The organism is Murdochiella vaginalis (assembly GCF_902381775.1).
Taxonomy (GTDB): Bacteria; Bacillota; Clostridia; order Tissierellales; family Peptoniphilaceae; genus Murdochiella; species Murdochiella vaginalis.
This window is the reverse complement of the sequence record NZ_LR698969.1, coordinates 1,600,808-1,614,540: the sequence shown is the minus strand read 5'-3', so window position 1 is coordinate 1,614,540 and position 13,733 is coordinate 1,600,808. Positions and strand designations below refer to the sequence as shown.

Genomic DNA, 13,733 nt, shown 5'->3' with positions numbered 1-13,733 from the left:
AGCGTGCGGAACGGATTTTTTACAAGGAGGAAACATGGCCACACCACATATTGAAGCGGAAAACGGCGCTATCGCCGAAAAGATTTTGCTTCCGGGAGACCCCTTGCGGGCAAAATTCATTGCGGAAACCTATCTGACCGATGCGGTGTGTTTCAATCGCGTGCGCAATATGCTGGGCTATACCGGCATCTATCGAGGAGAGCGCGTTTCCGTCATGGGAACGGGCATGGGTATGCCTTCCCTTTCTATTTACGCCTATGAATTAATTCATGCCTATGGGGTAAAGACTTTGATTCGCGTGGGCTCGGCGGGAGCGATGCGGGAAGATTTGCATCTGTATGACCTCGTTCTTGCCCAAGGCGCCTGCACCGATTCGCGAATTGCCTTTCCCTATGATCTGAACGGTACGTATTCTGCCATCGCCTCGTGGGATCTGCTTTCGCGCGCAGCACAGGCGGCTGATGCCCAGGGAAAAACGGTGCACGTGGGCAACGTCTTTTCGACGGATGTCTTTTATAATCCGCTGAACAGCAGCGAAGCCCATTGGAAAAAATGGGCCAATATGGGTTGTTTGGCTGTGGAAATGGAAACCTACGCCCTTTACGCTTTAGCTGCCGCTGCCGGCGTCGATGCGCTGGGCATTCTCACCATTTCCGATTCCCTCGTCAGCGGCAAGGAAACCACCTCCGAGGAACGACAGAACAGCTTTCACGCTATGATGGAAATTGCACTGGCCGTGTAATGTAAAGAACGAAATAAAATAGAAATGAGGAAACTATGCAGATCAATCGGATGATCGATCACACGTTGCTAAAGCCCGACGCGCAGCCGGAAGAAATTGAAAAATTGTGCGTAGAGGCCTTGCAGTACCACTTTTATTCCTGCTGTGTAAACGGCTCGTTTGTCGCACAGGTGCATGGACGTCTCGTCGGCTCGGATGTGAAGACGTGCTGCGTGGTCGGCTTCCCGCTTGGCGCTATGTCAACGGCGGCCAAAGCGGCCGAAGCGCGCGACGCGGTAGCAAACGGCGCGGATGAAATTGATATGGTGATTCACGTGGGCGCGTTGAAGCGCGGCGATACCGAATACGTGCGCGAGGACATCGCCCAGGTCAAGGCCGCTTGCGGCAATCGCATCCTGAAGGTCATTCTGGAGACGTGTCTATTGACCGATGAGGAGAAATCCCTCGGCTGTGTGTTAGCGATTCAGGCCGGTGCGGACTTTGTGAAAACCTCTACCGGCTTTTCGACGGGCGGCGCGACGGTTCACGATGTGCGACTGATGAAGGAAACCGTAGGCGACAGCGCCGAAGTGAAGGCCTCCGGTGGCATCCACACAGCAGAAGAAGCCTTGGCCATGATCGAAGCCGGCGCGACGCGTATCGGTGCCAGCGCGGGGATTGCCATCGTGGAAGGCATGAAATAACGAAAACGAGGCAAGCATGCATCGACAGGAAGACGTTCAGCTGCTTAACATGGTAATGCTTAAGCGTGCGGACGGCGCCGTTTTAGTGCTGGATAAAGTGAAAAAAGAAGGCTGGGAAGGTCTGACCTTTCCGGGCGGAAAAGTGGAGCCGAACGAGAGTTTGACCGATGCCATGCGCCGGGAAGCGTGGGAAGAAACCGGCCTTACCCTCGGCCGCGTGGAGCTCGTCGGCATGGTGCATTGGCTGCATCAGGATAAACCCTTGCGCCAGCTGGGCCTCCTATATCGCTGTGAGGACTTTTCCGGCGAGGTCGTAGCCGGGCCGGAAGGCAGCCTTACGTGGATGCCGTTTTCTTCTTTTTTAGCGATTCAACCGAAGAGCGATTCTATGGATGAGATGCTGGAAATTTATCAGGGAAAAGCGAAAGAGGTGCTGATTACCGTCCAGGACGGAAAAAAGGGCGAGGTCACCTTCATTCGGTGACGCCACCAAGCCAAAGGAGGAAGCCATGGAATTTACAGACGCGATGAACAAAGCGAAAGCTTGGATCAAAGAGAGCTCCCACATTGTCTTTTTCGGGGGCGCCGGCGTTTCCACGGCTTCGGGAATTCCGGATTTCCGTTCGGAAAACGGCCTCTATCACACCATGAAGCGCGAGCATTCTCCGGAATATTATTTCAGTCACGAATTTAGCGTCGAAGATCCCGACGGCTTTGCGGATTTTACCCGCGAATGTATCGCCAGTTATCAGGTGCCGCCCAGCGGCGCCCACTTGGCGTTGGCGCGTCTGGAGCAGGAAGGAAAACTGGATGCGGTGGTGACGCAAAACATCGACAGTTTGCATCAGCGGGCCGGCAGCAAACGTGTTTTTGAAGTGCATGGCAATATGTCGCGCATCTATTGTCCCGCCTGCCACCATCATATGCCAAGCGAAGAATTTATGGCCGGAAAGGGGCGGGTGCTTTGCCCGATCTGCGGGGAGATTATGCGCCCGGATGTGGTTCTCTATGGCGAACCCCTCAATGAAGAAGTGTTTCTCGGTGCGATTCAGGCCATTGCCAAGGCCGACACGCTCATTGTGGGCGGAACGTCGCTCGTGGTCTATCCGGCGGCGGGACTGCTCAATTATTATCGCGGTCACCGGTTTATTCTTCTCAACCGGGATCCGACCCCGGCGGATTCGCAAGCGGATATTGCGATCCATGGCAACATCGCCGAAATTTTGCCAGCTTTGGTGAAAGACTGAGAAAGCGGGGAAAAGGGCGAAGCATATTTTTCGTCGATGAAGACGCAAACACGGACAGGAGGCACGGGTGACCTTTACACACCTCCATTTACATACACAGTACAGCCTGTTGGACGGCTTTTGCCGTATTGACCGCTTGATGGATACCGTGCGCGAACAGGGAATGGATACCGTCGCCATCACGGACCACGGCAATATGTTCGGCGCGATTCAATTCTATAAGGCTGCGAAAGATGCCGGCATCAAGCCCATTATCGGGTGCGAAATCTACGTAACGGAGGATCGCTTCGATCGCAAGGACCGTACGCGCTATCATTTAGTGCTATTGGCCGAAAATGAGATCGGCTATCATAATCTGATGAAAATTGTTTCCACCGGATGGGTGGAAGGCTTTTACTATAAGCCGCGCGTGGATTTTTCCATCTTGGAAAAATATCATGAGGGTCTGATCGCGTTATCGGCATGTCTTGCCGGCGAGTGCGCCCAGCGCGCGTTAGACAGCACGTATGACGTGGCGAAAGAAACGGCGCTGCGCTATGAACGACTGTTTGGCAAGGATCACTTTTTTCTGGAAATTCAACATCATGAATTGCGGGAAGAGGCCGCGGTTGCCCGCATTTTTGCCCGCATTCATGAGGAAACCGGCATCGGTTTGGTCGCCACCAACGACTGTCATTATTTGCGCCAGGAGGATGCCGAAGCGCACGACGTTCTGCTCTGCATCCAGACCGGGGCGACCCTTGATCAGGAAAAGCGGATGCGCTTTCCGAATGATTCGTTTTACGTAAAAAGTCCGGAAGAGATGGAAACCATTCTTGGCGACTATGACGGTGCGATCGAGAATACGGCGCGCATTGCCGCACGCTGCAATGTTGAAATTGCTTTTCATGAGCCGCATTTGCCAAACTTTGAAGTGCCCGGCGGGGAAGACCATGAAACCTATCTGCGCCGCCTGGTGCGTGAAAATGTGAAACAGAAATATCCGGATTCCGAAGAGGCGATGGCGCGTGCCGAGCATGAGTTGGACGTCATCGCCTCCATGGGCTTTGTGGATTATTTTCTCATTGTGTCCGACTTTGTGCATTTTGCTAAAACCCACGGCATATCCGTCGGCCCGGGCCGCGGATCCGCCGCCGGATCCATCGTGGCGTATGCCTTGGACATTACCGGAATTGATCCATTGCGTTTTGATCTTCTTTTTGAACGCTTTCTTAACCCCGAGCGTGTATCCATGCCGGATATTGATATCGACTTCGACGATGTGCGCCGGGAAGAAGTGATTGACTATGTGAAAAAACGGTACGGCGCTGAAAAAGTGGCGCAGATTGTCACATTCGGTACGCTGGCGGCCAAAATGGCCATTCGGGATGTCGGCCGCGTTCTGGACATGCCGCTTGCCGCTGTCGACCGCATCGCCAAAGCGGTTCCCAATGCGTTAAAGATGACACTGGATCGCGCGTTGGAAGAAAGCCCCGATTTCCGACAGATCTATCAGGAAAATGAACAAAATAAGCGGTTGGTGGATTTGGCTCGTGCGATTGAAGGCATGCCGCGCCATACATCCACGCACGCCGCCGGCGTTCTCATTGCCGGTGAGGCGGTGGAGAATCTGGTTCCCCTCTCGACCAACAGCGGTCAGGTGACGACGCAGTACAACATGATCGAGTTGGAAGAGCTGGGTCTTCTCAAGATGGACTTTCTCGGCCTGCGCAACCTCACGGTCATTGATGATGCCCTGGATATGATTGAAAAACGAACGGGAACGCGTCCCGATCTGGATCACATGGATGTCAATGATCCCGAAGTACTCAAACAGTTTCAGGATGCGGAAACCATCGGTCTCTTTCAATTCGAGTCGCCGGGAATGCGCCGTTTTCTTTCGCAGCTCAAGCCGACGCGTTTTGATGATCTGGTTGCTGCCAACGCCTTATTCCGTCCGGGTCCCATGGAACAGATTCCGACCTATGTCGAGGCGCGGCATAATCCCGCGCTGGTACGCTATCTGGATCCGGCTCTGGCGCCCATATTGGAAAAAACCTACGGCGTCATCGTGTATCAGGAACAGGTCATGCAGATTGTGCAGCAATTGGCCGGTTATACGCTTGGCGGAGCGGACAATTTGCGCCGCGCCATGTCCAAGAAAAAGATGGCCGTCATGGAAGAAAATCGCGAATATTTTGTACACGGCAAGACGGAGGCGGATGGAACGGCCGTCATTGAGGGCTGTGTGCACCGCGGTATTCCTGCTGCGGTCGCCAATGAAATCTTTGACCAGATGATCGCATTTGCCAAATATGCGTTCAACAAATCGCACTCCGTGGCCTACTCGTTTTTGGCGGTGCAGACGGGCTATTTGAAACGGTATTATCCCTGCGAATATTTTGCCGCGCTGCTATCCAGCGTAATGGGCGATTTTTCGAAAATGTCGCTCTATATTCGTGAAGCGGAACGCATCGGGGTCAAACTGCTTCCGCCGGATGTGAACGCTTCCTTCAACAAATTTTCGGTAGAGGGGAATTCCATGCGCTTCGGCCTGTTGGGCATCAAGCATGTCGGCAGCGCCATCGTGGAGGCGACGGTGAAGGCACGAAAAGATGGGCCGTTTACGTCCCTGGAAGAATATATGCGCCGCATCTGTGATGTCGACAGCAACGCACTGAATCGCAAATCACTGGAAAGCTTCATTTATGCGGGCGCATGTGACGGCCTGGGCGCGCATCGCGCTCAGATGATGGCGAATTTGGAGATGTCCCTTTCGGGCATCCAAACGGCACATCGCCAGAATCTCAGTGGGCAGCAATCGCTCTTTGGCACGCTCTCCGCTTTAGAAGGTTCGGGCGAATGGCACACAAAACCGGTTCCGGAATATGGCCTTCCCGAGCGGCTTGCCTATGAAAAAGAGGTCTTGGGCGTGTATCTTTCCGGGCATCCCTTTGCGCCGTATGAAGCGGCGTTTGCACCCTTTCAGTCCTTTTCGACGGAGGAACTGTTGGAAGAGGAGAACCGTGAGCACTTGGATGGGCGAAAGGTGCGTTTTGCGGGCATCGTTCGGGGGAAGCGCGATCTGTTGACCAAAAAGCAGGAAGCCATGTGCTTTCTCGAGGTGGAGGATCGCACCGGGAGTCTGCGCTGCGTGGTGTTTCCGCGCGTCTACGCGTCCTATCGCGACCGCATCCGCATGGAAGAGCCGTTGCTGTTAAGCGGTTCTTTGCAGGTGCGGGAGGACGAAGTGAATCTGTTGGTGGATCGCCTTTGGACGAAAGAAGAGTTGCCGACGGCGCCGAAAGGAAGAGAGGCTTCTTCCTACCGTGTGACGGAGGAGAAGACTACTGCGGCAACCGATACTGCGAAGGCGAGACCCAAAAGGACCGGCAAACTGTATGTGCGCCTGCCACAGCAGAATCGCGAAGACTATGCAGCCATGACGTCCATTTTGGAACGACATTCCGGGTCGGTTCCGGTAATTGTGTATTTTGCGGATGAGGAAAGAGCCTATTCCATCCCGAAGGGGTATTATGGAGACGGCACTTCCGCTTTATTGGAGGAGCTCACACAGCTCTTCGGGGAGCGCAATGTCGTGTTCAACGAGACACAGGAGGATACAGAATGAAGACGATTGGCATACTCACGTCAGGTGGCGATGCGCCCGGCATGAACGCGGCGATTCGTGCCGTGGCACGTACCGCCTTTGATGCCGGACTGCGCGTCAAGGGCATTCGCTACGGCTACGACGGTTTGATGAGCGGCGACATTTATGAAATGAATGTCTCCAGCGTCGCCGATATTATTCAAAAAGGTGGAACCATTTTAGGCTCCGCGCGTTCGGAAGAGTTTCAAACAGCGGAGGGACAGGATAAGGCCGTACGCATTCTGCAGCAGTTCGGCATCGACGGGTTGGTGGTCATTGGGGGCGACGGCTCGTTTCAGGGGGCCGCACAGATGCATCACCGCGGCATTCGCACGGTGGGCATTCCGGGAACCATTGACAATGATCTGGGCTACACAGACTATACCATCGGCTTTCATACGGCTGTCGAGACGGTGATCGAATCCATCGGCAAATTGCGCGACACCTCCAACTCGCACGGTCGCGCCAACATCATTGAAGTGATGGGACGTCACTGCGGCGATATCGCTCTCTATGCGGGGCTTGCCGGTGGCGCCGAAACCATCATCGTGCCGGAGCATTCCTTCTCTATGCAGGAAATTACGGATCGCATTCTGCGCGGACGAAAGCGCGGCAAACGCCATCACATCATCGTCTTTGCCGAAGGTACGGGTGAGCCTTATAACATGCGCAAAGAAATTGAAGCAAAAACCGGTGTGGAAACCAAACTCACTATTTTAGGCCACGTGCAGCGCGGCGGAAGCCCCAGCTTCACCGATGCGAAATTAGGATGTGTCATGGGCTATCGGGCCGTGAAAGAGCTGTTAGCCGGATCCAGTTCCATCGCCATCGGCGTACGCGGAGAAGAAATCTTCGCCATGCCGATTTTGGAAGCCATTGCGGTGCCACACACCTTTAATCAGGAATTGTATGAAATGGCGCAAGTGCTGTCCAGCTGAAAGGAGTACCGATGAAGCGAACAAAAATTGTTTGTACCATAGGTCCCGCTTCGGAAGAGGCGAGCTGCTTAGAAGCATTGGTCAAAGAAGGAATGAACGTCGCGCGTCTGAATTTTTCGCACGGCACGCATGAGGAACAGAGACGAAAATTGGAAACGCTGCATCGGGTGCGTGAGGAACTGCAGGTGCCACTTGCTATCGCCTTGGACACCAAAGGACCGGAAATTCGCCTGGGTACGTTTCAAAACGATACGCCGGTGGAACTGTCGACAGGGGATCTTTTCACGCTGACGACGCGTGATGTGGAGGGAACAAAAGAGATTGCCCATGTTTCTTATCCGGGTTTGCCGAACGATGTGAGCGAAGGCACGCGCATTCTCATTGACGATGGCTTAGTCGAACTGGAAGTGCTCTCGGTGGAAAACGGCACGGAAATTCATTGCAAAGCCAACAATAACGGGGTGATTTCCAATCGAAAAGGCGTGAATGTGCCGGCGACGGACATCCAGCTTCCGGCGCTGACGGACACGGATCGTGCCGATATTCTGTTCGGCTTGCAGGAAGGAATCGAAATCATTTTTGCGTCCTTTATTCGCTCCGCGAAAGATATTTTGGATATTCGAGCGCTTTGTGAAGAGCATGGCGGCGAGAAGGTGCTTATTTTTGCCAAAATTGAATCGCAGCAGGGCGTGACCAATCTGGATGACATCTTGAATGTTGCCGACGGAATTATGGTCGCACGCGGCGATCTGGGCGTGGAAATACCTACCGAACGGGTACCGCTGGTACAAAAACAGATTATCCGCAAAGCCAATTTAGCCGGCAAGCCGGTGATCACCGCCACGCAAATGCTGGATTCCATGCAGCGCAATCCCCGTCCGACGCGGGCGGAAGTCAACGATGTCGCCAATGCGATTTTAGACGGCTCGGACGCGGTGATGCTTTCCGGAGAAACGGCAGCGGGAAAATATCCGGTGGAAGCAGTACGTCAGATGCGCGTCATTGCGGAAACCACGGAGAAATCGCCGGATTTTCTGCGTACCATTGAAGATCGGGATATGTGGGTGAGCATTGATGTATCCAGTGCCATTTCCCGCTCGACCTGTATTATTGCGCAACAGATCCAGCTTGCTGCCATTGTGGCCTCCACGGCCAGCGGCTTTACGGCGCGCCAGATCTCCCGCTATCGCCCGGCAACCCCGATCATTGCGGTTACGCCGGACGAATCGGTGTATCACCAGCTGTCGCTGGTATGGGGCGTTTCCCCGGTGCTTTCCACCGTTTCCAAAGAAACGGATGAACTCATTGAGCGTTCTATCTTGGCGGCGCTTTCCACTGGAATATGTCATCAGGGCGATCAGATCGTGTTAACCGCCGGCATTCCCGTCGGGCGGGGTGCATCCACCAACTTCATCAAGGTGCATACGATTGGCGATATCGTCGCCTCCGGCACCGGCATCGGAAAGGGCATCGTTTCCGGCCATGTCGTTCACGGCTCCACGGTGGAAGAAATCAAAAACTCCTTTGTTCCCGGCAGCGTTCTCGTTTGTCGCACCACGGGAACGGATATGATTGCATATATTGAAAAAGCGGGCGCCGTCGTCGTGGAAGAAGGCGGCCTGACGTCCAATGCAGCCATTCTGGGAAGACATTACAATATTCCGACCATTGTCGGGGCGACGGATGCCTATAAACTGTTGCAAGAGGGAGAAGAAGTCACGGTCGATGCTTCAACCGGCGTGGTGTACAAGGGGATACAGGCGTTCGCTTAGAAAAAAGGAGAAGGAATGACGAAGTTTATTACGGAAGAATCGTTTTGGACTCTGTTTCCGGAAGCGGAAATTGGCGTTGTAGTATTGGAGAATGTGAACAATACGGATGCGGTCTATACCGAACATCCGGAATTAAAAGAGGAACTGCAGCAAGCCAACAAAAAAGCTTTACAGTGGTTGGACACGACGCCCATTAGCCAAAGCAAGGTGATTGCGGTCTGGCGCGAGGCCTTTCAAAAATTCAAAAAGAAAAAAGGCAATCGCTCTTCCATCGAAGCGCTGCTTACCCGTGTTTACAAAGGAAATGAGATATCCTGCATCAATCCACTTGTGGACATTTACAATATGGCATCCCTTACCTATGCACTTCCGGTCGGCGGTGAAGACATCGACTGTTTCGTGGGGGATTTGCGCCTGACGGTTTCTGAAAATGGTGGCGATGCTTTTCTCGCGCTGGGCGATGAAGAGAACAACCCCACGCTGCCCGGCGAACTGTGCTATCTGGATGATGCCGGAGCGGTCTGCCGTTGCTGGAATTGGCGTGATGGTCAGCGCACCATGCTTACGGAAAACACGAAGAAGGCATTTTTGATCGTAGAAAGCGTGGATCCGACACGACATGCCGATTTACTCGCGATTCTTGATCGGCTGGCCGAAGATGGAAAGCGTTATTTGGATGCGGAAGTAGCGGTAAAGACGGTTCTTACGACGAAAAATAGAGAAGTAGAAATTTAGCAAAGATCTGCATCCAGGCTTGCTAAAGGCACCTCACCAAGCTTTCTTCGTTCCGCCAAAAAGCACTGTCCGCAGACGGCCTCGTACTCGATGGTGGCGCTGTTGTCGATGCACACCTGATCGCCTTCAAAAACGGTTTGGCCGTTTACCCGGCGGATATTCATGATGGCTTTACGCCCGCAATGACAGATGGTTTTGAGCTCTTCCAGTGAATGGGCAAGCTCCAGCAGACGTTGACTGCCGGGGAAACCTTCCCCGCGAAAATCGGTGCGCAGGCCATAACAGATGCAGGGAATATCGGCATCGATAACGGTGGTAAAAAGCTGTTCCACATGCTGCCGAGAGAGAAATTGCGCTTCATCGACCAGAATACAGTCGATGGGGCGCTTTTTGATTTCTTCTTGCACCAGCACGCGACAATCCGTATCTTTTGTGATGGTGCGATCGACGCGGCGGCGCACGCCCAGACGGCTGACAATTTCATCCTCGCCCTTGGTATCCACGCCCGGTTTCAGCAGCAGGACCTGCATTCCGCGTTCTTCATAGTTGTAGGCGACCTGCAACAGCAAGGTCGATTTGCCGGAATTCATTGCGCCGTAGCGAAAATACAGTTTAGCCATATGTCCCCTTTTCTTTCTCCTCTGCACGAACTGCCTATACTATAACACGGCGCAGAAGACACGTGCGAAATCATGGGGAAGGACACGAGACCTTTGCGGCATGGTATCGGCGTTCCGTGCTATAATAAACGGGAAAGTTTTTGCAGAAAAGGAGAAAACCATGAAGAAATTGGGAAAAACCATACTGCTGTTGCTCCTCTTGGTTGCGGTGGGAGGCGGCGGCTTTATTTTAGGTCACAACATGGAAACCGAACCGGTCCAGAAGGCTTCGGAGGCAACGGATGCGGATGAGCGCATCATGAAGAATCTGGATCTGTACCGCAAGACCATCAAGAGCGACTATCTCTTTTCCTACAAGCCGGAAGATCTGGAAACTGGCATATATAAAGGCCTCTTTTGGGGGCTTAAAGACCCGTATTCGGAATACTACACGCCGGAAGAATATCAGCGTTTGGTGGAGGATACGAGCGGAAAGTTTGCCGGCGTGGGTCTGGTCATCACGGCCGGAGAGGATAATCTGATTACCGTGGTTTCGCCGATTGCCAATACCCCGGCTGCGCGAGCGGGCATCAAAGCAGGGGATAAAATCATCGAAGTGGATGGGGTGACCTATACGGGACAGGATTTGCAGGAAGCGACAGACAAGATGCGCGGCGATCCGCAGACACCGGTGGAATTAACCGTGCAGCGCGTGATTCAGGGAAAGACCCAGACGTCCCATGCACGCATTATCCGCGAAATGATTAAAGTCGATACCGTGATCAGCAAGATGCTTCCCGATGATATCGGCTACTTGCAGCTGACTTCGTTTGATGAAGAAACCGCTACGGATTTTGAAAAGGCATGGAAAGAGCTTGAGAAGCAGGGTGCCAAGCGCTTTGTCCTGGATTTGCGCAACAACCCGGGCGGTTTGCTGGACACCTGTGAAGACATTGCCGATCTTCTGCTCGGCAAGGCCACCATCGTTACCACGGTGAATAACAAAGGGCAGGAAGAAAAGAGCGAATCCGACGAAAAGCATTTTACGGAACCCATCACAGTGCTGGCGAACGGCGGATCGGCTTCCGCATCGGAAATTCTGCTGGGAGCCTTGCGAGATAACAAACGCGCCAAATCCATTGGCGAGACGACTTTCGGCAAGGGCATCGTGCAACAGATTTATCCCCTCGGTGACAACGGAAAAGACGGCGGATTCAAATTGACTATGGCCGAATACCTCACACCGAACGGAGAAAAAATTCACGGAAAAGGCATCACGCCCGACATCGTCGTCAAGGCACCGGATAATGCGAAAGGCATCGGCCCGGACTTTTTAGAGGAGGATCCGCAGCTGAAGCGCGCGATTGAAGAAGTGAAGGGCTTATGAGCGGTTTTCAGCTTGAATCCAAGTTTCAGCCGACGGGCGACCAGCCACAGGCCATTCAGGCGCTGGTCGAAGGCGTTCGCCGCGGAGATCGCTATCAAACGCTTCGCGGCGTGACCGGCTCGGGCAAGACCTTTACCATGGCCAACATCATTCAGGCCATTCAGCGCCCGACGTTAGTGCTTGCCCATAATAAAACATTGGCTTCGCAGCTCTGTTCGGAGCTGCGCGGCTTTTTTCCTCACAATGCGGTGGAGTATTTTGTCAGCTACTATGATTACTATCAGCCGGAAGCCTATGTAGCGGCGACGGACACCTATATTGCGAAGGATTCCTCGGTAAACGATGAAATTGATAAATTGCGTCACTCCGCCACGATGTCTCTCTTTGAACGCCGGGATGTGATTATCGTTGCCTCGGTCTCGTGCATTTACGGCCTCGGCGACCCGGAAGACTATTTGGAACTGACGGTTTCCGTGCGTCCGGGTATGACTATGGACCGCGACGATTTTTTGCGCAAGCTCGTCTCCATTCAATATGTGCGCAACGATGTGGCTTTTCAGCGCGGCACCTTTCGGGTGCGCGGCGATGTCGTAGACGTTTTTCCGGTTTCTTCCGATGAAGAAGCCATCCGAGTCGAGTTTTTTGGGGATGAGATTGACTGTATTGTGGAGATTAACTCCTTAACGGGCGAAATTCTGCGCGGCCGAAGCTATTACATGATTTATCCGGCCAGTCACTATGCGACCACAAAAGAAAAGCTCAAACGCGCCATCGTGCGCATCGAAGAGGAACTGCAACAGCGCCTCAGCGTTCTGCAAAGCGAAAATAAACTGGTGGAAGCGCAGCGACTCGAGCAGCGTACACTCTATGATTTGGAAATGCTGACGGAAGTGGGCTTTTGTTCCGGCATTGAAAACTATTCCGCTCCGATGAGCGGGCGACCGCCGGGATCGCGCCCGTATACGCTGATCGACTATTTTCCCAAGGATTTTCTTCTCATGGTGGACGAGAGCCATCAGACGATTCCGCAGGTGCGCGGAATGTATAACGGCGACCGCGCGCGGAAACAAAACTTAGTGGATTACGGTTTCCGTTTGCCTTCGGCGCTGGACAATCGTCCGTTGAAATTTGATGAGTTTGAGGCACTGGTTCCGCAGGCGATTTTCATGTCCGCCACGCCGGGCCCCTATGAAAACGAACATGCAACGCAGACGGTTGACCAGGTCATTCGGCCGACGGGGCTTTTGGATCCGCTCGTGGAAGTGCGCCCGACAAAGCATCAGATTGATGATCTGATGGCGGAAATCCAAAAAACCACCGAACGCGGGGAGCGCACCTTGATCACTACGCTGACCAAAAAGATGGCAGAAGATTTGACCAAGTATCTGGAAGAAGCGAAGGTCAAGGCCATTTATCTGCATTCGGATGTCGAGACGCTCAAGCGCATGGAAATTCTGCGCGATTTGCGTCTGGGAACCTATGATGTGCTCATCGGCATCAACCTCCTTCGCGAGGGACTGGATTTGCCGGAAGTATCCCTGATTGCCATTTTGGATGCGGATAAAGAGGGCTTCTTACGTTCGGAGACGTCCCTCATTCAAACCATCGGCCGTGCGGCGCGCAATGTGAACGGTCATGTCATTTTGTATGGTGACCGAATGACGGATTCCATGGCGGCCGCGATCGAAGAAACGGAACGTCGCCGCGCTCTGCAGCAGGCTTATAATAAGAAACACGGCATTACGCCCACGACCATACAGAAAGAAATTCATGCTCGTATTTCGACCGAAATTGCCGCCGAAGAGCTGAAAGAATATCAGGGCGAATTGCCGACAGAAGAAAAAGAAAGCTACTCGCGCGAGGATCTTTCCCGCATGATCACCACAATGGATGTGGAGATGCGCAAGGCAGCGGAAGAACTCGACTTTGAACGCGCAGCCCGTCTGCGCGATGCGATTCGCGCCATGAAGCGCGAATACGGCCTATCCTAAGCAAATTGTAT

General features: G+C 53.4%; 11 protein-coding genes. 10 read left to right on the top strand and 1 reads right to left on the bottom strand.

Features of this window, described 5'->3' with window-relative positions:
• The first annotated feature begins 34 nt into the window (after nt 1–34).
• The 8 genes from deoD to FXY30_RS07190 all read left to right on the top strand — a co-directional run bounded on the left by deoD (nt 35) and on the right by FXY30_RS07190 (nt 9,745).
• The gene (gene deoD / locus FXY30_RS07225; protein ID WP_071705964.1) at nt 35–742 is read left to right on the top strand and encodes a purine-nucleoside phosphorylase; all 708 of its coding nucleotides are present in this window, start codon (nt 35–37) and stop codon (nt 740–742) included.
• A gap of 35 nt (nt 743–777) precedes the next feature.
• A complete protein-coding gene (deoC, locus tag FXY30_RS07220; protein ID WP_071705963.1) occupies nt 778–1,425 on the top strand; it encodes a deoxyribose-phosphate aldolase in 648 nt (215 codons plus the stop codon).
• A gap of 16 nt (nt 1,426–1,441) precedes the next feature.
• Nucleotides 1,442–1,909 (top strand): 8-oxo-dGTP diphosphatase, encoded by a 468-nt coding sequence (locus FXY30_RS07215; RefSeq protein WP_071705962.1) that lies wholly within the window; start codon nt 1,442–1,444, stop codon nt 1,907–1,909.
• 25 nt (nt 1,910–1,934) lie between these two features.
• A complete protein-coding gene (locus FXY30_RS07210) occupies nt 1,935–2,672 on the top strand; it encodes an NAD-dependent protein deacylase (protein ID WP_071705961.1) in 738 nt (245 codons plus the stop codon).
• 67 nt (nt 2,673–2,739) lie between these two features.
• Nucleotides 2,740–6,282, top strand: a complete 3,543-nt coding sequence (locus tag FXY30_RS07205; protein ID WP_071705960.1) for a DNA polymerase III subunit alpha — start codon at nt 2,740–2,742, stop codon at nt 6,280–6,282.
• Nucleotides 6,279–7,238, top strand: a complete 960-nt coding sequence (gene pfkA, locus FXY30_RS07200; RefSeq protein ID WP_071705959.1) for a 6-phosphofructokinase — start codon at nt 6,279–6,281, stop codon at nt 7,236–7,238. Before FXY30_RS07205 ends, pfkA begins: the two co-directional genes overlap by 4 nt.
• 11 nt (nt 7,239–7,249) lie before the next feature.
• Entirely contained in the window at nt 7,250–9,010 is a 1,761-nt protein-coding gene (pyk, locus tag FXY30_RS07195; protein WP_071705958.1) for a pyruvate kinase, read from the top strand.
• Nucleotides 9,011–9,025: 15 nt separating this feature from the next.
• Nucleotides 9,026–9,745 (top strand): B3/B4 domain-containing protein, encoded by a 720-nt coding sequence (locus tag FXY30_RS07190; protein WP_071705957.1) that lies wholly within the window; start codon nt 9,026–9,028, stop codon nt 9,743–9,745.
• On the opposite strand, the gene FXY30_RS07185 is transcribed toward FXY30_RS07190, so the two are convergent.
• Entirely contained in the window at nt 9,742–10,365 is a 624-nt protein-coding gene (locus FXY30_RS07185) for a thymidine kinase (protein ID WP_071705956.1), read from the bottom strand. The two genes, FXY30_RS07190 and FXY30_RS07185, sit on opposite strands and share 4 nt — an antisense overlap.
• Before the next feature lie 160 nt (nt 10,366–10,525).
• On the opposite strand from FXY30_RS07185, the gene FXY30_RS07180 reads away from it, so the two are divergent.
• Nucleotides 10,526–11,731 carry a S41 family peptidase gene (locus FXY30_RS07180; protein WP_071705955.1) on the top strand — a complete coding sequence of 402 codons (1,206 nt, stop codon included), beginning with the start codon at nt 10,526–10,528 and terminating at the stop codon, nt 11,729–11,731.
• Nucleotides 11,728–13,722: an excinuclease ABC subunit UvrB gene (gene uvrB, locus FXY30_RS07175; protein ID WP_071705954.1), complete on the top strand. Its 1,995-nt coding sequence runs from the start codon at nt 11,728–11,730 to the stop codon at nt 13,720–13,722. The genes FXY30_RS07180 and uvrB overlap by 4 nt, the downstream gene beginning before the upstream one ends.
• Nucleotides 13,723–13,733 lie beyond the last annotated feature (11 nt).